Consider the following 16639-nt stretch of genomic DNA (forward strand, 5'->3'; position numbering starts at 1 on the left):
CTGTACGAAGGGTGCGGGAGAGGGGGCGAGGCATGGAAGATGCCCGGGTATCGAGGCTCCGGCGCTGGATCCCGGTGGTGGTCCTCGCTCTCGCGCTGTACGTCATCGTGCGCGCGGCGAACAACTCGCAGGGTGATTCCTCGGCTCCGGCTCCGACGGACACCCCCACACCGACCCCGACGGCAGACGCGACCACGCGTTCGGCCCCGCCTTCAGCCCCGCCTTCGGTCGCGTCGTCGGCGGCGCCTTCGGTCTCCACGAAAACCTCTCCGCGGTACGACCCCGCCGACTACGCCTCCCAGGTCCGCAGCCGTGCCCGGCGGGCCGGTGTCGACGCCCGGCTGCTGATGGCGATCCTCTACAACGAGGCGTACAAACCGCATGCCCCGTCCCTGGAGCGGGCCTGGCAGAAGGTCAAGCCGGACGCGGCCTTCGGTATCGCCAACATGCACCGCGCCACGTTCGACGAGGTCAAGAAGGGCCGGGACTTCGTGCACCGCAGCTGGGAGGAGCTGCCCGACGACCGGGACCTCGCCATCGAGGCCGAGGCCTGGTACCTGCACGACCTGGCGGCCGCACTGCCCGCCACCTGGTCCGCCCCGTATACCGAGGACGAGCTGCTGGCCCTCGGCTACAACACCGGCGCGGGCAACATGCTCGCCTTCGCGCGCGGCGTCACCCCCGGCAACCAGGCCCAGTCCTACCTCGACAAACTGCGTGCCAACTGGGCGAAGGCGGCAAGAGCCGTGGGCGAAGGCTGAGGTGTCTGGGAGGTTGCCGCGTTTCTCCATGAGATCTCTCACCCGTGAAATGCGATGGTGTCCGTCCTGGCAGGGCCAGGGGTTTGTTAGATTGCGCAACTACGCAACCTAGGCGAGTTTCCCGCTCTGCCTGCTTTACACCGCCGCGCACGCCCGGCCGCCCACTCCATGGCCCGGCCTGAGGGGCCCGACCGTTTCGTGGGAGTGGTAGATGAGCGACCGGTGGGACAGCCCGGGCGGTCAGGCCACGCGCAGCCGCACCGGCCGGGTGCCGGGGCAGCGGGAGGACGAGGCCGGCGCGGCATCTCGGTCCGGCGGCCGTGCCGCGGCCCGGGAGGCGGCACGCTCGCACGGGGGCAAGCGGTCGCGTCGCCGGGCTCGTCCGGTACGGCGCGGCAGGCGGGTGCTGAAGATCGTCGGCATATGTCTGGCGATCCTCGTCCTGGGCACGGCCGGGGCCGGCTGGTGGTTCTACCAGCACCTCAACGGCAACATCAACAGCGTCGCGCTCAACGGCAAGGGCGGCTCGGAGAAGGCCGACGCGTTCGGTCGTACTCCGATCAACATCCTGGTCATGGGCTCGGACGGCCGGACCAGCAAGGCGGACTGCAAGCTGGGCGGCGGCTGCTCCCAGACCGGCGTGCAGACCGGAAACGGCAACGCGGACGTACAGATGGTGGTGCACATATCCGCCGACCGCTCCAACGCCACCGTCATGAGCATCCCCCGCGACACCATGGTCGACGTCCCGGCCTGCAAGGACACCGAGAACGGCGAGTCCACGTCCGGCTACTACGGCCAGATCAACAGCGCCCTCCGGTACGGCCCCGCCTGCCAGGTGGCCACCATCCACCAGCTCACCGGCATCCCCATCGACCACTTCGTCAAGCTCGACTTCTCCGGCGTGGTCAAGATGTCCGACGCGGTCGGCGGTGTCTCCGTGTGCGTCAACAACGACGTGTACGACACCTACTCCCACCTGAAACTGTCCAGAGGCGACCACACCCTCAAGGGTGAGGCGGCCCTGGAGTTCGTCCGCTCCCGGCACGGGTTCGGGGACGGCAGCGACCTCGGTCGTACGGTCTCCCAGCACATCTTCCTCAGCGCGATGATCCGGAAGTTCAAGAGCGCGGGCACGCTCACCGACCCCACCGCGGTCTACGCCCTCGCCGACGCCGCGACCAAGGCGCTCACCGTGGACGACGGTCTCGGCAGCGTCAAGAAGCTGATCGGGCTCGCGGCCGACGTGAACAAGGTCCCCACCAAGCGGATGACCTTCACCACGATGCAGACCGCCGCCGATCCGAACGACACCAACCGGGTGGTGGTGGGCGCGGGTGCCAAGGCCCTCTTCTCGAGCATCGCCGACGACCAGTCCCTGACCACCGGCTCCGGCAAGAAGTCCGTGGTGGCCTCCGCCACTGCCACTGCCACGGCCAGGGCGGTACCGGCCTCCGAGATCGCCGTGACCGTCGAGAACGGCACCGAGATCACCGGCCGCGCCTCCGACATCGCCAACGCGCTCACCGGCCAGGGTTTCAGCTCCGCCACGACCACCGCCAACGCGCCGAGCCCCGCGACGACCACCACTCTCACCTACGGCACCGGCCAGAAGGCCGAGGCTCAGACGGCGGCCAAGGCGCTCGGACTGCCCACCTCGCACGTCAAGGAGGGCACCGGAACCGGCCTGACGCTGGTGATCGGCGGGGACTGGACGAGCGGCAGCACGTTTCCGGGCGGTTCGTCCTCCCCGGCGCCCACGGACACCAAGGCCGCGGTGTCCAACGCCCACGCGCAGACCGCCGACGAGGCCAAGAAGTGCGCCGAGGTCAGCCCCTACAAGACGGTCTCCCTCAACGGGGTGCCGATGACACCGGCACAGGCGTACGCGGAGGCGACCGACAAGAAGGACTCCGACGAGTGAGGCCGGGACCGGGCCCGTGGTTGTACAGTTGCGCAAGCTGGCAACAATGAGCGTCGAGAAGGGACGTGCGGCATGCTGCGCAACGGACTGGAGCCCTGGCACCTGCTGATCGTGGCGATCATGATCATCGTGCTGTTCGGCTCGAAGAAGCTGCCCGAGGCCGCCCGCGGGCTCGGCAAGTCGATGCGCATCCTCAAGAGCGAGGCCAAGGCCATGAAGGAGGACGGCACCGCACAGAGCACCGCCGCCCCGGCCGCCCCCGCCGAGCAGAGCGCACAGGCCGTTCAGGCCGCGCCCGGAGAGCCGACGGCAGCACAGCGGACGGCCGAGGCCAATCCGGCTCACTGAGCTCCTGTACGCCGTCTGACCCGCCCGTCGGCCAGGCCTTTGAGGACGGATGCGCCCGAGCCGGAACACGCGAACGCCGACTCCTCCCGCGCTCCGCGGTCGTGATCGGGGAGGCGGCGAACGCTGTCGGTGGGGGCCACTAAGCTCCCGCCCATGAGTGAGGCAGACGAGGGCCCCGGCAGACGAGTTGTCGACGGGCGCTTCGAGTTGGAGGCCCGTCTCGGGGGCGGCGGGATGGGCACGGTCTGGCGGGCCAGGGACCTGGTGCTGCACAGGATGGTCGCGGTCAAGGAGGTCCGCCCGCCCGACCGGGACCTCGCCGAGTACGACCCCGTCAGCGCGCGGATGCTGCGGGAACGGGTGCTGCGCGAGGCACGGGCCCTGGCCCGGATCGACCATCCCAACGTCGTGACCATCCACCACATAGTCGACGGCGGCGAGGGCACCTATCCCTGGATCGTCATGGAGCTGGTCAGCGGCGGCTCGCTCGCCGACCGGCTCGCCCAGGGGCCGATGCCGCCGGCCGAGGCGGCACGGATCGGCCGGGGCGTGCTGGCCGCGCTGGCCGCCGCGCACGACGCCGGCATCCAGCACCGGGACGTCAAGCCCGCGAACGTCCTGCTGAGATCCGACGGGCGCCCCGTCCTGACCGACTTCGGCATCGCCGCGATCCGCGAGACGACCAGCCTCACCGCCACCGGATCCATCATCGGCACCCCCGACTTCATGGCACCGGAGCGGATCTCCGGCCACGAGGGCGGAGCCGCCTCCGACCTGTGGTCGCTCGCGATGATGCTGTACACCGCCGTGGAGGGACACCACCCGCTGCGCCGCAACAGCACCCTCGCCACCCTCGCCGCGGTCCTCAACGAGAGCGTGCCGCCACCGGTGCGCTCCGGCGCCCTGGGCGACGTACTCATGAGCGTGCTCGTACGCGATCCAGCGGCGCGACCGTCGTCCGCCGTGCTGGACCGGTGGCTGGCCGAGATCGAGTCGGGGCGGGGCGATCCGGTGACCGCGTGGCATCAGCCCACGACTCCTTTCGTCGGTGCCCCCGCCGGAACGGGCCGGCCGGTGACCTCACCCGTCCGGGCAGGCCGCGGGAACCGGACCGGACCGGGCCTCCTGCTCGGCGTCGCGGGAACCTCCGTCGCGAGCGCCCTGCTCCTGATGTGGTGGCTGCTGCCCTCCGGAGGAGACTCGGGCGGTTCGGGCGGCACCACGGGCACCGGCGCCTCGTCCTTCGCCTCCTCGGCCCCGGAGTCGACCGGCTCGCCGGCCGCGGCCCCGGCAGCCCGGCAGTCGAAGGACACGACGGCCACGACCCTGCTGACCCCCGACGGCATCCGCACCGCCATCAAGGCGTTGCAGCAGGAGAGCGGCCGGGACAGGTTCGGCGACTTCACCGTCTACGACGACTTCGCGTCGGCCGAAATGATGGTCGACGGCAGCGACAGCAAGTACGACACCTACACCTACCGCCTGGGGACGGGCGTGGAGAAGGGCATCATCAAGGGCACCCTGTCCGGCGGCGACCAGCCCTTCGACCTCGACGGCTTCGACTGGAACAAGGTGCCCAAGCTCCTCGAAGAGGCCCGCAAGAAACTCAACGTCGATCACCCGAACACCCGTTACGTGCTGGTGAGACAGCCCAACGACACCTTCGACACCCCCCTCGGCATGGCCGTCTACCTCAGCAACGAGTACAGCCAGTCCGGCTATCTGGACGCGACCCCCAAGGGCAAGGTGACCCGCGTGATGCCCGCGGAGAACTGAGGGCCCCTACGACGTCGGGCCGCCGCGGCGGGTCCGTTCAGAGGCGGATGACGACGAGAGCGGTGTCGTCGGAGTTGCCGGTGGGCGGGAGCAGGTCAGTCAGGAGTGCGTCGGCCAGGTCCTCGGGGCCGGCGTGGCGGTGGCGGGTGAGCGCGTCGGTGAGACGGGCCAGACCGGTGTCGATGTCCTCGGTGCGGCGCTCGATCAGACCGTCGGTGTAGAGGACCAGCGTGGCGCCCTCGTCGAAGGGCGAGACCGCCTCCGGACGGGTGGTGTGTTCGGGGCTGGCGCCGAGCGGCGGGTCGGTGGCCCGGTCCAGGAAGGACACCGTGCCGTCCGGGTGCAGCAGGGCGGGCGGCAGGTGGCCGGCGCTGCTGTAGGTGAGGGTGCGGTCGTCCCAGTCGATGAAGGCCGTGGCCGCCGTGGTCGACTCGGCGCCGTCCACGGAGCGGGCGTACAGCCCGAGCGCCTCCAGGGCCCGGGCCGGGCCGTCGGCGACGCGGGCGGCGGCGCTCAGTGCGCTGCGCAGCTGGCCCATGACACAGGCGGCCGCCAGACCGTGCCCCACGACGTCACCGACGGCGACGGCGAGCCGGTCGCCCGGCAGGTCGACCAGGTCGTACCAGTCACCGCACACGTTGAGGGCGCCGACGGCGGGCCGGTAGCGGACGGCCGCCTGATGGTGGCCCACGGGTCTGGGGGCGGGCAGCATGGCCTCCTGAAGAGCCAGGGCGACCTCGCGTTCGCGGGCGTGGGCCTTGCGCAGGCGTTCGTTCACCTCCTGGAGTTCCCTCGCCCGGGTGTACAGCTCGGCCTCCAGCACGCGGGCCCGGCCGCCTTCGCCCAGTCCGCCGTGGGCGCGGATGAGCTCGGTGACCTCCTCCACCCGGTGCACGATGAGGGTCACCTTCCCGTCGGTGCCGAGGACGGGGGCGTTGACCGGGCTCCAGAAGTGTTCCTGCCAGTGGCCCACACGCTGGTGGTCCTCGATGTCGTAGCGGACCACCGCCATGGTGTCGCGCTCGCCGGTGGTCACCGCGCGCAGCATCGATTCCCGTGTCTCCCGCATCCCGGCCGCGGCCGGGTCATGGGGGTTCTCGGGGAAGACGTCGAAGATGTAGCGGCCAAGTAGCTGCTCACGGGCGCGACCGGTGAGGCGTACGAAGTCGTCGTTGACGTCGACGTACACCAGTTCGGGCGTCAGTAGCGCCATCATGCCGGGCAGGGCCCGGAATACCGCCGCGTAGTCGATCTGCGGATTCCTCATGTGCAGCCTGCCTCGACACGAGCCATCATGATGTGATTTTCCACGATAGAGGGGATCGTGCCGACGTCTCGACAGCTACCGTCATCACGCGGCAGCGAACGACCTGGCTCGGATTGTCATGGGCGCGGCCCCTGGGGCCGATCGCCCGAGTCCCGGAAGGACCACTCGTATGCGTTACGCAGTCCTCGGTACCGGCATCGTCGGCCGGACAATCGCCGGCAAGCTCGCCTCCCTCGGTCACGACGTCGTCATCGGCACTCGCGATCCGGAGTCCACTCTCGCCCGTACCGAACCCGACGGCATGGGCAATCCGCCGTTCGCCCAGTGGCACGCCGACCACGGCCAGGTGCGTCTGGAGACCTTCGAGGCGGCCGCAGCGTTCGGCGAGACGGTCGTCAACACCACGGCAGGCGGGCAGAGCCTCACCGCACTGCTGTCGGCGGGCGCGGCCAATCTGAGCGGCAAGATCCTGATCGATGTCGCCAACCCGCTGGACTTCTCCGCCGGGATGCCGCCGACGCTGGACCCGGTCAACACCGACAGCCTCGGCGAACGCATCCAGCGCGCCTTTCCCGAGGCCAAGGTCGTCAAGACGCTCAACACCATGAACTGTTTCGTCATGGTGGATCCGTCCCGGGTGCCGGGGGAGCACACCGTGTTCGTCGGCGGCGACGACACCGGCGCCAAGAAGTCCGTCACCGCGCTGCTCGGCTCCTTCGGATGGCCCGAGGCGAGCGTCATCGACCTGGGCGACATCACCAGCGCCCGCGGCGTGGAGATGCTCCTGCCGATCTGGCTGCGCCTGTACGGCACGCTCGGCCACGGCGACTTCAACTTCCATGTCCAGGGCGCCCGGCACGGCGGCTGATCCGGCGACCACGCAGTCAGCGGGGAGGAGAGGTCATGAGCGAGCAGTCCACCGACCTGCGCGAGACCGTCCGCCGACGGTACGCCGCGGCGGCCGCCCAGGTCACCGAAGAAGGCAACGCCGGTTGCGGGCCCGAGCCGGTCGAGGCCGACGAGAACTTCGGCTCGACCCTGTACGGCGCGGACGAGCGCGACACGCTGCCCGCCGAGGTCGTCGCCGCCTCCCTCGGCTGCGGCAACCCGACCGCCGTGGCCGAACTGCGCGAGGGGGAACGGGTCCTCGATCTGGGGTCCGGCGGCGGCATCGACGTCCTGCTCTCCGCCCGCCGCGTCGGACCGACGGGCAGGGCGTACGGGCTGGACATGACCGAGGAGATGCTCGCCCTCGCCGTGGCCAACGCGGCGAAGGCGGGCGCCACCAACGTGCAGTTCCTCAAGGGCACCATCGAGGCCATCCCGCTGCCCGCGAACACAGTCGACGTCGTGATCTCGAACTGTGTGATCAACCTGTCCGTCGACAAACCCGCCGTCTTCGCGGAGACCTTCCGCGTGCTCAGGCCCGGCGGCCGCATCGGGGTCTTTGACGTCGTCGCCGACGACGCCCTCACCGCCGCACAGCGGGCACGACGCGGGGACGACGTCGGCTGCATCGCGGGAGCCCTGTCCTTCGCCGAGTACCGCGCGGGCCTGGAAGCCGCGGGCTTCACCGGCGTCGAGATCGTCCCCACCCACCCGGTCGCCGACGGCCTGCACTCGGCCATGGTCCGCGCCACCAAGCCCACCGCGGACCGGGACGGTACGGTCGGCGAGGCCACGACCTGACGCGGAGGCCGCCCTGTGCGGCCGCGCCGCCTCGCTGTTGGACGACGGACGGTGAGGCGGTCCGCGGTGAGTGGCCCGGCGCCACGGCCGCTGTCAGGCTGATCAGGAGACGAGAGCGTGGGGGGGGGGCTTCCGCATGCGGACGGCGACGAAGAACGGCGTCCGGTGGGTCTTGAGGTAGCGACTCTCGTCCACGCGGCGGGCCGCCTCCGTGGCCCGTGGCTCCACGAACCGCTCCAGGGCGAACCCGGCATCGAGGAGTTCGCCCGGGAAGGTCTGCATCGTCATACGGCGGTACGAGTGCGTGGTGCCGCTGTCCCCGAACCGCGTCTCGACACGGTCCTCGTCGAAGTAGGAGCCGCCGTGCCAGACCCGGTCGGCGGTCGGGTGGAGCGTGGAGACCAGCAGGGGCCCGCCGGGACGCAGGACGCGGTGGACTTCGGCCAGCAGTTCCCGACGGGCCTCCAGGTCGTGGCGGTGCAGGGTGACGGCGTCGTCGTCGCCCACGCGATCACGGGCGTGGCGCAACAGGGTCGCGCTGCCCTCGATCCCGACCACCTCGGCCGCGCCCCGTGCCCGCAGTTCCGTGATGTAGTGCCCGGCGCCGCAACCGACGTCGAGGACGCGCAGCCCGGTGACCTCACCGGCCAGGGCCAACATGGCGGGCCGGTCGGTGTGGGCGTTGCAGGGGCCGTCGGTCGCGCTGTCGGCGAAGTGGTCGCCGAGGGCGCCTTCGTAGGCGGTGTTGATGCGCATCACGGCATGCTGCCGGCGGACTCAGGCAGGAACAACGGGCGAGGGGGCGGGGTCTCGGTCCCCTGTCAGCCGCAGGGTCGCGAAGGCCGCCAGTCCTGCCGTGAGGCCGAAGGTGAGGGCTGCGGGGACGCCCCCGCCGAGCGGGGAGAGCATGTGCACGGGACCCCACACGGAGGCGGTGTCGTCGATCGCCATGTGCAGGACCTGGCTCGCGAACAGGCCCAGCACGGTCGCGCAGACCGTTCCCACCGCCATCGCCGGCGCGGTGGTCCGGGTGAGCAGGCCGGGCAGCAGGCGCAGCGACCACCACACCACCGCCAGCAGGAGCACGTCGGCGGCCCGGTACAGCAGCCACCGGACGGGCGATGTGGTCGCCGGGCCGCTCCAGGCGCCGAGCAGGAGCCACTGACGCAGCAGGTCACCGGGCTCGGACAGGATGCCCGCGCCGCTGAACGTCGTCTGGATCCGGGCCGCCACCGAGTCGTACGACAGAACCACCAGCGACAGCGCGACGACCGCCGTTCCGACGCTCGCGGACAGGCGCGCGGCACCCGGCGGCCCACTGCGCCGGGGCAGTGGGTCCGCGCCCTTGCCGGTGACACGCGCCACGACCACCGTGAGCAGGGCGGTCACCAGGCCCGCGAACACCGCGACCGGCCCGCTCGATGCGATGACACTCGCCAGTTGCGGCAGGACCCGGTAGCCGCCGCGCCCCCGGGACGCGATGAGCCAGGGCGCGGAGACCGTCACGGCCGAGGTCGCGGCCACCGGCGCCCAGGCCCATAGCGCGAGCAGCGTGGCCGGCGTACGGCCCTGCACGGGCGGGATCCTGCGGAGCAGGAGCAGTGCGCCGGCCAGGAAGAACGCGAAGAGGGCCACGAACCTGATCTGCATCCCGGTGCTGTACAGATCGGCGTACCGGGTGCCCTGGGCCGTGGCCGCGGCGCCGTCGGAGCCGAGGGCCGCCGAGGAGTCGTACGACCAGGGCGTGAGCCAGCGGCGGAGTTCGTTCACCGAGTCCACGTCGAACACGCTTGTGCTGCCGCGCAGTTGCAGTGCCTGCGCGCTCGCTCCCGCCCACCACAGCAACAGGGTGATCAGCAGCCCGCCGACCAGAGCCGGTATCACCGCGCGCCGATAAGCCATGTGTCGTCCCCCGCCTTGGCCGTGTCCCTGGGTGTTTCGAACAGAGGAAGAGTAGGCGTGAAGATCACGTGCGGCATGCGCGGGGTCGGCTCTCGAGCCGCTCCTTATTCGCTTGCAGGCGCGCGTCACACGGGTCAACGTCGGCTGACCCACGACGAAAGCAGGAGAAGTTGACCACGCAGACCGACCCCGTCGACCACGAACTCGTCCAGGCCGCGGCGCAGGTCGCCCGCACGCGGTGCCGGGGCGACAACCACACCATGGCGGCCGCGGCCCGGGTCCGGGACGGCCGGATCGTCACCGCCGTGAACGCCTACCACTTCACGGGAGGCCCGTGCGCCGAACTGGTCCTCATCGGCGCGGCGGCCGCCCAGGGCGCCTACGAGCTGGACACGATCGTCGCCGTGGGAGACCGCGACCGCGGGGTCGTTCCCCCGTGCGGCCGCTGCCGGCAGGTCCTGCTCGACTACTTCCCCGACATCGAGGTCATCGTCGGCTCGGACGCCCGCATCCGGACCGTGCGCATCACCGACCTGCTGCCCGAGAGCTACGTCTGGGCCGACCACCAGCTCGACGCCGAGTGAAACAGGCCGAGCCGAGTGAATCAGGCCGACCGGATCGATGAGAGCCTGGCATGGTCATCGACGGCGGCCGGCCCGGAACAAGGAGCGACAACCATGCGGTACCGCACACTCGGCAGTTCGGACCTGAGCGTCTCGGAGATCTCGCTCGGATCCTGGCTCACCTACTCCGGCGGCGTCGAGGCGGACGCGACCCGCGCCTGTACCGAGGCGGCGTTCGACGCGGGCATCAACTTCTTCGACACCGCCAACGCCTACGGCCGGGGGGCCGCGGAGACGGCCTGGGGCGAGATCCTCTCCGCCCACCCCCGGGACTCCTACATCCTGGCCACCAAGGTCTACTTCCCGATGTCGGACGACCCGGCCGACCGGGGACTGTCCCCGGCCCACATCGCCCAGCAGATCGACGCCTCCCTCAGCCGCCTGAAGACCGACCACGTCGACCTCTACCAGGCACACCGCTTCGACTCCACCGTGCCGATCGAGGACACCGTCGAGGCGTTCCAGAAGGTCGTCGAACAGGGCAAGGCCCGCTACATCGGCTTCAGCGAGTGGACCCCGGAGCAGATCCGGGCGGCGATCGACCTCGCCGGTCCCGAACTGTTCGTCTCCTCCCAGCCGCAGTACTCCATGCTGTGGCAGGCCCCCGAGGCCGAGGTGTTCGGTCTGTGCGCGGCCAACGGCATCTCGCAGATCGTGTGGTCGCCGCTGGCCCAGGGCGTGCTCACCGGCAAGTACAAGCCGGGGCAGCCGGTACCGGAGGGCAGCCGGTTCGCCTCCGCCGACATGGCGGTCTCGAAGGACCTGGTCTACAACGACGCCATCCTCGAAGCGGTCCAGCGCGTCGTGCCCATCGCCGAGGAGGCGGGACTGAGCATGCCCACCCTGGCGCTCGCCTGGGTCCTGCGCCGCGGCGAGGTCGCCTCCGCGATCACCGGCGCCTCCCGGCCCGACCAGGTCCACGCCAACGCGGCCGCCTCCGGCGTGGAACTCTCCGACGACCTGCTCGCCGCCGTCGACCAGGCTCTCGGTGACGTCCCCGTCACCGAACCGACCCTCGCCCCGGGCGCCGAGGCCGGCGTCAAGCACCGCTGAGCCGGCCCGGGACGGACACCGCCGACACCGGCATCCAACCCGCCGGTCGGCCACCGCAGTTGGCACAGGTGCGGGCGCGGCGATACGGGATCGCGTGATTGACGCCCCCGCGCCCCCTGCCTACCGTCGCCCCAACACGTCCGAACAGGCAGGTCGACGATGACGGACTCCTCGGGATCCCCCGACAACAGATCCACCGCCCGGCAGCTCCAGGTGGAGACGCACGGGCTGGACGTGATCGGTGACGCCGAACGCAAGGGCACCCCGCGGACCCTGTTCTGGCCGTGGTTCGGCGCCAACGTGTCCGTCCTCGGCCTGAGTTACGGCTCGTTCGTGCTCGGCTTCGGGATCTCCTTCTGGCAGGCGCTGGTCGCCGGCGTGATCGGGATCGTCTTCTCGTTCCTGCTGTGCGGGTTCGTCGCGGTCGCCGGAAAGCGGGGCTCCGCCCCGACGATGGTGCTCAGCCGCGCCGCCTACGGAGTGCGCGGCAACCGCCTCCCGTCGGTCGTCTCCTGGGTGCTGACCGTCGGCTGGGAGACCGTGCTGTGCGCCCTCGCCACCCTGGCCACGGCGACCGTCTTCGGACGGCTCGGCTGGGGCGGGGGCACCGAGACCCAGGTGATCGCCCTGGTCGTGGTCGCGGGGCTCACCGTCGTCGGCGGGGTGATGGGCTTCGACCTGATCATGCGGCTGCAGACCGTGATCACCGTGGTGACGGGCGTACTGACCGTCGTCTACGTCGGGCTGGTCGCCGACCACATCCACTGGAGCACCGTCAGCGCCCTCCCGGCGGGCTCCGCCCAGGACTTCATCGGCGCGCTGGTCTTCATGATGACCGGCTTCGGGCTCGGCTGGGTCAACGCCGCCGCCGACTACTCCCGCTATCTGCCCCGGACCTCGTCGAGCCGGGGCGTGGTCGGCTGGACCAGCTTCGGCGCTTCCGTGGCCCCGCTGCTCCTGCTGGTCTTCGGACTGCTGCTGGCCGGATCGTCCACCAAGCTCAGCGACGCCGTCGCCGCCGATCCGATCGGCGCGCTCACCACCCTCCTGCCCACCTGGTTCCTGGTGCCCTTCGCCGTCGTCGCGGTCCTCGGCCTGGTCGGCGGCGCGGTCCTCGACATCTACTCCTCCGGCCTCGCCCTGCTCTCGGCGGGCCTGAGGATCCCGCGCCCGCTGGCGGCCCTCGTCGACGGCGTCCTGATGATCGCGGGCTCGATCTACATCGTGTTCTTCGCCGACGACTTCCTCGGCCAGTTCATGGGCTTCCTCACCACGCTCGGCGTCCCCATCGCCGCCTGGTGCGGCATCATGCTCGCCGACCTCTGCCTGCGCCGCCGTGACTACGACGACGCCGACCTCTACCGCCCGAGCGGCCGCTACGGCGACGTACCGCCCGCCCCGCTGATCCTGACCCTCCTCGCCACCGCCCTCGGCTGGGGCCTGGTCACCAACTCGGCCGCCAGCTGGCTGGACTGGCAGGGCTATCTCCTCGACCCGTTCGGCCTGGGCGGCACGTCCGGCGCCTGGGCGTACGCCAACCTCGGCGTGCTGGCCGCGCTCGCGGTCGGCTTCCTCGGCACGCTGGCCCTCGGCCGCGGGCGGGTCCGCGCACAGGAAGGCGGCGTATGACGACGGGATCGCTCGCCGTCATCGACATGCAGCGCGCCTTCGCCGAGCCCGACAGCCCCTGGGCCGCCCCTCGTTACGCCGAGGCGGCGGCAGGTGTACGACGACTGCTGCCGGCCTTCGCCGAACGGGTCACGTTCACCCGCTTCGTCGCCCCGGCCGAGCCCAGCGGCGCCTGGCGGGCCTACTACGCGCGGTGGCCCTTCGCCCTGCGGCCGCCGCACGCCCCGCTGTGGCGCCTCACCGACGACTTCGCCGACCGGGCGCCGCACATCATGGACGCGACCACCTTCGGCAAGTGGACCCCCGAACTCGCCGCCCGTGTCGGGCCCGAGGGCCGTCTGGTCCTGGCCGGTGTCAGTACCGACTGCTGCGTCCTGTCCACCGCCCTCGCCGCCGCCGACGCGGGCGTCGAGACCCTGGTGGTGTCCGACGCCTGCGCCGGGGCCGACGACGACTCGCACGCCAGGGCGCTGGACGTGATGGCGGCGTACGGGCCGCTGATCCGGGTCGTCACGGTGGATCAACTGATCGGAAACTGACGGCACTTGGCGATATCCGGTCGGTACCGGACGGCACTCGGCCGTGTTGAATCACTCGTAGCGCAGCACGGAAGGACGGCCCCACCTGTCAGGAGGAACCGTGACAGCCGCTCCCCGACCCGGCCCCACCGAGCGGGAGATCATCGAACGGGCCGTGGCCCTCAGGCCCGCGCTGCTCGCCCGCCAGGCGGAGACCGAGCGGCTCACGCACTACCCCGAGGCCACCCACGACGACTTCCTGAGAGCCGGGTTCTACCGGATCCTCCAGCCGCGCCGCTACGGCGGCCACGAGTTCGGCCTGCCCGTCTTCTACCGCGTGGTCGTCGAGATCGCCCGCGGCTGCCCCTCCACCGGCTGGGCGCTGTCCCTGACCGCCGCCCATGTGCTCCAGGCCTGCACGGTCTTCGACGAGAAGGCCCAGGACGAACTCTTCTGCACCGACGGCGACTTCCGGGCCGCCTCCACCGCCGCGCCGGTGGGCGTCGCCCAGCCCGACGGCCTCGACCACGTCATCCTCGACGGCACCTGGCCCTACTCCTCGGGCGCCCCCTACTCCACGCACTACCTCGGCCAGACCCTGCGCGCCCCCGAGAAGCCCGGCGACCCGCCCGGCCCGCCCGTCCTGTTCGTCGCCCCGCGCTCGGTGTGGACGGTCCTCGACGACTGGCGCGGCTCGCTCGGTCTGCGCGGCACCGGATCCAACAGCATCCGCATGGCACAGGCCCGTGTCCCCGCGCACTTCACACGCGAGACAAGCCTGCTCGACCTGCCGGTGGAAGGCGGCAGCGTCGGCTCCGAGCTGCACGGCAACGCGATGTACGCGGGACGCGCGCCCAGCTTCTTCCACGGCGAGCTGGCCGCCGTCATGATCGGCACCGCGTACGCCGCCGCCGACGAGTACGCCCGGATCGTCGCCGCCCGCCCCCTGCTCCTGGAACCCGAGCGCACCCGCGCGGACCTGCCCGACTACCAGCGCCACCTCGGCGAGGCCCTCGGCATGATCCACCTGGCCGAGGCGGCCCTCAGGCAGAGTGCCGAGGACTGGATGGAGGCCTGCCGCCGCAACGTGAGCGGCGAGGCACCCTTCACCGCGGCCGAGGACAACCGGCTCGCCCTGACGTTCCTCAACGCCGGCCGCATGGCCTGGGACGTCCTCCAGGGCATCCTGTTCCGCACGGCCGGCTCCCGCCACGCGCGCGACGGCGAACGGATGCAGCGCTACTTCCGGGACGCGGCCACGTACTGGACCCATGTCGGACCCGGCATGTACGAGCCCCTCGTGCGGCGGGTCGGATGCGACACCCTCGGTCTGCCCTCGGAGCACATCGCGCTGATTCCCTGACGTCCCGCACGCATGCTCTCGGCACCCTCGGGTACGCGAGCAGCACCGCGCCCTGGGCGATCATGCCCACGGGCGGGCCGCACGACCGCCGCTACCAGGGGATCTGCCATGGACACACCCGCCAATGACCACAGCGCCACACCGGCCCAGCGGGCACTGGACGCGCTGACGCAGAACACCGAGGACGTGACGGCGCTGGACACGCTCGCGACCAGTGACGTGCTCATCCCGGTGCCCGACGACGCCGCGGACGAGGACACGACCGTGGCGCTGCCCGTTCTGGAGCAGCAGGACGGCGCTCCCATCGTGCCCGTGTTCACCTCGGAGACGGAGATGGCCGAACTGCTTCCGTTCGTCTCCCGCTACCGTCTGGTGCCGCTGGGCGCGCTCGCCGCGCAGTGGCCGGACGGCGATCTCTCGCTGTCGATCGACGCCAGCTCCACGCACCCGCTGACGCTCACGTCCGAGGGCGTGCGCACGCTGCTGGCGCGGCCCCAGGGCTGAGCCGCACGCGGGCTCCCCACAGTGGGGCCCGGCCACCACGTGCGACAAAGAGGGAGCGGCCGGGCCCGCAGGGGTGCGGCCTGCTCCCGCTGCCGCACCGTGGTCCTCGCGTGCGAAACAGAGATGAGCGGCGCCGACTCTGCTCATCCCCGCGCGCCGTGCGATCGCCGTGACCCGACCATAGGACCGATCCGGCAGGCCGTCGCTCCGGAAAACGTGGCGCATGTCCGCAAAACGCGGCGGATCGGCGGGCGGGCCGGCTCAGGCGGCGCGCAGTGTCTGCGAGGGCGCCTCCCCGAAGCGCTCCCGGTACCGCCGCGCGAACCGGCCCAGATGGACGAACCCCCACGCGTGGGCCACGTCCGTCACGGTCGTCGTCCCCGGCGCCGCCGCCCGCAGCTGCCGGTGGACGCGTTGGAGCCGCACCTCCTGGACGTACGCCATGGGCGACATGCCGACATGTCTGCGAAAAGCTTCCTGCAGGGTGCGCAGGCTGACCTGGGCGATGGCCGCGAGCCGGTTCGCGTCGTACGGCTCGGCGGGCAGCTCCTGCACGGCGTCCATGACCCGCTTCACCGACGCCGGGCGCATCGGTGGGGGAGGGGCCTCCAGCGCGGCGCGGAAGGTGTGGTCGGTGGCGAGCAGCATGCCCTCCAACAAGGTCTGCTCCAGACGGCCACGGATCATCGGATGGCTCAGCAGCCCGAGCGGGACGTCCCGCTCCAGCAGACTCCACAGCGCGAGGCGCACCCAGCTCAGGCCCGGCCCCCGCGAGACGTCCATGCAGGGCCCGAAGCGTGGCGGGCGCCGGACCGACCGGCCCAGCAGGACCTCCAGCTGCCGGAGCACGGCCGCCTTGTCGATCTTGACCGTGAGTGCCTGGCAGTCGGCGGACCAGGCGTCGATGTAGATGTCCCGCGCCGGATCGAACACCAGCGCCCGCCGCTCGTCGGCGAACCCCACGTCCCCGCGCCCCTCCTGGAGGCTGAAGCGGCCGCCGAAGGGGACGGCGACGTGGTACACGCCAGGCTCGCCGAAGCTCATCCGCATCTCGGCGCCGAACCGGATGTCGCCGACGGTGAGCGCGCCGAGCTCCACGACACTGAGCCGGGTGGCGAACTCCGAGGCGTGACCGACGACTTCGAGCCGCAGGTCGTAGTAGTGGGCCGCGATGGCGTCGTGCGCCTCGTCCAGCGAGTTCGTCGAGTAACTGCTGAACTCGGCCGCCAGGTCTGCTCCCACGGCCACGGCGTCCCCAACTCCCTCCCAGCTCGGCGTCTTC

The 16639-nt window shown here is 71.3% G+C and carries 16 protein-coding genes; 12 read left to right on the forward strand and 4 right to left on the reverse strand.

Annotation, left to right across the window (positions count from 1 at the left end):
- The first annotated feature begins 32 nt into the window (after positions 1–32).
- From ACGFWE_RS23315 to ACGFWE_RS23330, 4 genes are all read left to right on the forward strand, one after another.
- On the forward strand, positions 33–761 hold the full coding sequence (locus tag ACGFWE_RS23315; protein WP_393601408.1) for a transglycosylase SLT domain-containing protein: 729 nt from the start codon (positions 33–35) through the stop codon (positions 759–761).
- Positions 762–972: 211 nt separating this feature from the next.
- Entirely contained in the window at positions 973–2685 is a 1713-nt protein-coding gene (locus ACGFWE_RS23320) for an LCP family protein (RefSeq protein ID WP_393601410.1), read from the forward strand.
- Positions 2686–2757: 72 nt separating this feature from the next.
- Positions 2758–3033, forward strand: a complete 276-nt coding sequence (gene tatA, locus ACGFWE_RS23325) for a Sec-independent protein translocase subunit TatA (protein WP_393601412.1) — start codon at positions 2758–2760, stop codon at positions 3031–3033.
- A 153-nt stretch (positions 3034–3186) separates the two neighbouring features.
- Positions 3187–4809, forward strand: a complete 1623-nt coding sequence (locus ACGFWE_RS23330) for a serine/threonine-protein kinase (protein ID WP_393601414.1) — start codon at positions 3187–3189, stop codon at positions 4807–4809.
- A gap of 37 nt (positions 4810–4846) precedes the next feature.
- On the opposite strand, the gene ACGFWE_RS23335 is transcribed toward ACGFWE_RS23330, so the two are convergent.
- Complete coding sequence (locus ACGFWE_RS23335; protein ID WP_393601416.1) at positions 4847–6076, reverse strand: PP2C family protein-serine/threonine phosphatase; 1230 nt, start codon at positions 6074–6076, stop codon at positions 4847–4849.
- A gap of 169 nt (positions 6077–6245) precedes the next feature.
- Between ACGFWE_RS23335 and ACGFWE_RS23340 the strand changes: the two genes are divergently transcribed.
- Positions 6246–6944, forward strand: coding sequence for an NADPH-dependent F420 reductase (locus tag ACGFWE_RS23340; RefSeq protein WP_393601418.1), 699 nt, complete (start codon positions 6246–6248; stop codon positions 6942–6944).
- A 35-nt stretch (positions 6945–6979) separates the two neighbouring features.
- Positions 6980–7765, forward strand: a complete 786-nt coding sequence (gene arsM, locus ACGFWE_RS23345; RefSeq protein WP_393601420.1) for an arsenite methyltransferase — start codon at positions 6980–6982, stop codon at positions 7763–7765.
- A 102-nt stretch (positions 7766–7867) separates the two neighbouring features.
- On the opposite strand, the gene ACGFWE_RS23350 is transcribed toward arsM, so the two are convergent.
- Both ACGFWE_RS23350 and ACGFWE_RS23355 read right to left on the reverse strand, forming a co-directional pair.
- Positions 7868–8521 (reverse strand): class I SAM-dependent methyltransferase, encoded by a 654-nt coding sequence (locus ACGFWE_RS23350; RefSeq protein WP_393601421.1) that lies wholly within the window; start codon positions 8519–8521, stop codon positions 7868–7870.
- Positions 8522–8542: 21 nt separating this feature from the next.
- Complete coding sequence (locus tag ACGFWE_RS23355; protein WP_393601423.1) at positions 8543–9667, reverse strand: hypothetical protein; 1125 nt, start codon at positions 9665–9667, stop codon at positions 8543–8545.
- A gap of 170 nt (positions 9668–9837) precedes the next feature.
- Between ACGFWE_RS23355 and ACGFWE_RS23360 the strand changes: the two genes are divergently transcribed.
- From ACGFWE_RS23360 to ACGFWE_RS23385, 6 genes are all read left to right on the forward strand, one after another.
- Positions 9838–10251: a cytidine deaminase gene (locus tag ACGFWE_RS23360; protein ID WP_352386254.1), complete on the forward strand. Its 414-nt coding sequence runs from the start codon at positions 9838–9840 to the stop codon at positions 10249–10251.
- A gap of 93 nt (positions 10252–10344) precedes the next feature.
- The gene (locus ACGFWE_RS23365) at positions 10345–11343 is read left to right on the forward strand and encodes an aldo/keto reductase family protein (RefSeq protein ID WP_393601425.1); all 999 of its coding nucleotides are present in this window, start codon (positions 10345–10347) and stop codon (positions 11341–11343) included.
- Positions 11344–11502: 159 nt separating this feature from the next.
- Positions 11503–12972 carry a purine-cytosine permease family protein gene (locus ACGFWE_RS23370; RefSeq protein ID WP_393601427.1) on the forward strand — a complete coding sequence of 490 codons (1470 nt, stop codon included), beginning with the start codon at positions 11503–11505 and terminating at the stop codon, positions 12970–12972.
- Positions 12969–13511, forward strand: coding sequence for a cysteine hydrolase family protein (locus ACGFWE_RS23375; protein ID WP_393601429.1), 543 nt, complete (start codon positions 12969–12971; stop codon positions 13509–13511). The genes ACGFWE_RS23370 and ACGFWE_RS23375 overlap by 4 nt, the downstream gene beginning before the upstream one ends.
- 100 nt (positions 13512–13611) lie before the next feature.
- Entirely contained in the window at positions 13612–14853 is a 1242-nt protein-coding gene (locus tag ACGFWE_RS23380) for an acyl-CoA dehydrogenase family protein (RefSeq protein ID WP_393601431.1), read from the forward strand.
- 108 nt (positions 14854–14961) lie between these two features.
- On the forward strand, positions 14962–15357 hold the full coding sequence (locus tag ACGFWE_RS23385) for an SseB family protein (RefSeq protein ID WP_352386245.1): 396 nt from the start codon (positions 14962–14964) through the stop codon (positions 15355–15357).
- A gap of 261 nt (positions 15358–15618) precedes the next feature.
- Here the strand turns inward: ACGFWE_RS23385 and ACGFWE_RS23390 are convergent, their stop codons facing one another.
- Positions 15619–16605, reverse strand: coding sequence for an AraC family transcriptional regulator (locus tag ACGFWE_RS23390; RefSeq protein ID WP_393601433.1), 987 nt, complete (start codon positions 16603–16605; stop codon positions 15619–15621).
- Positions 16606–16639: the final 34 nt, after the last annotated feature.

The sequence above is a fragment of the Streptomyces sp. NPDC048523 genome (genome assembly GCF_043199815.1).
Lineage (GTDB): Bacteria > Actinomycetota > Actinomycetes > Streptomycetales > Streptomycetaceae > Streptomyces.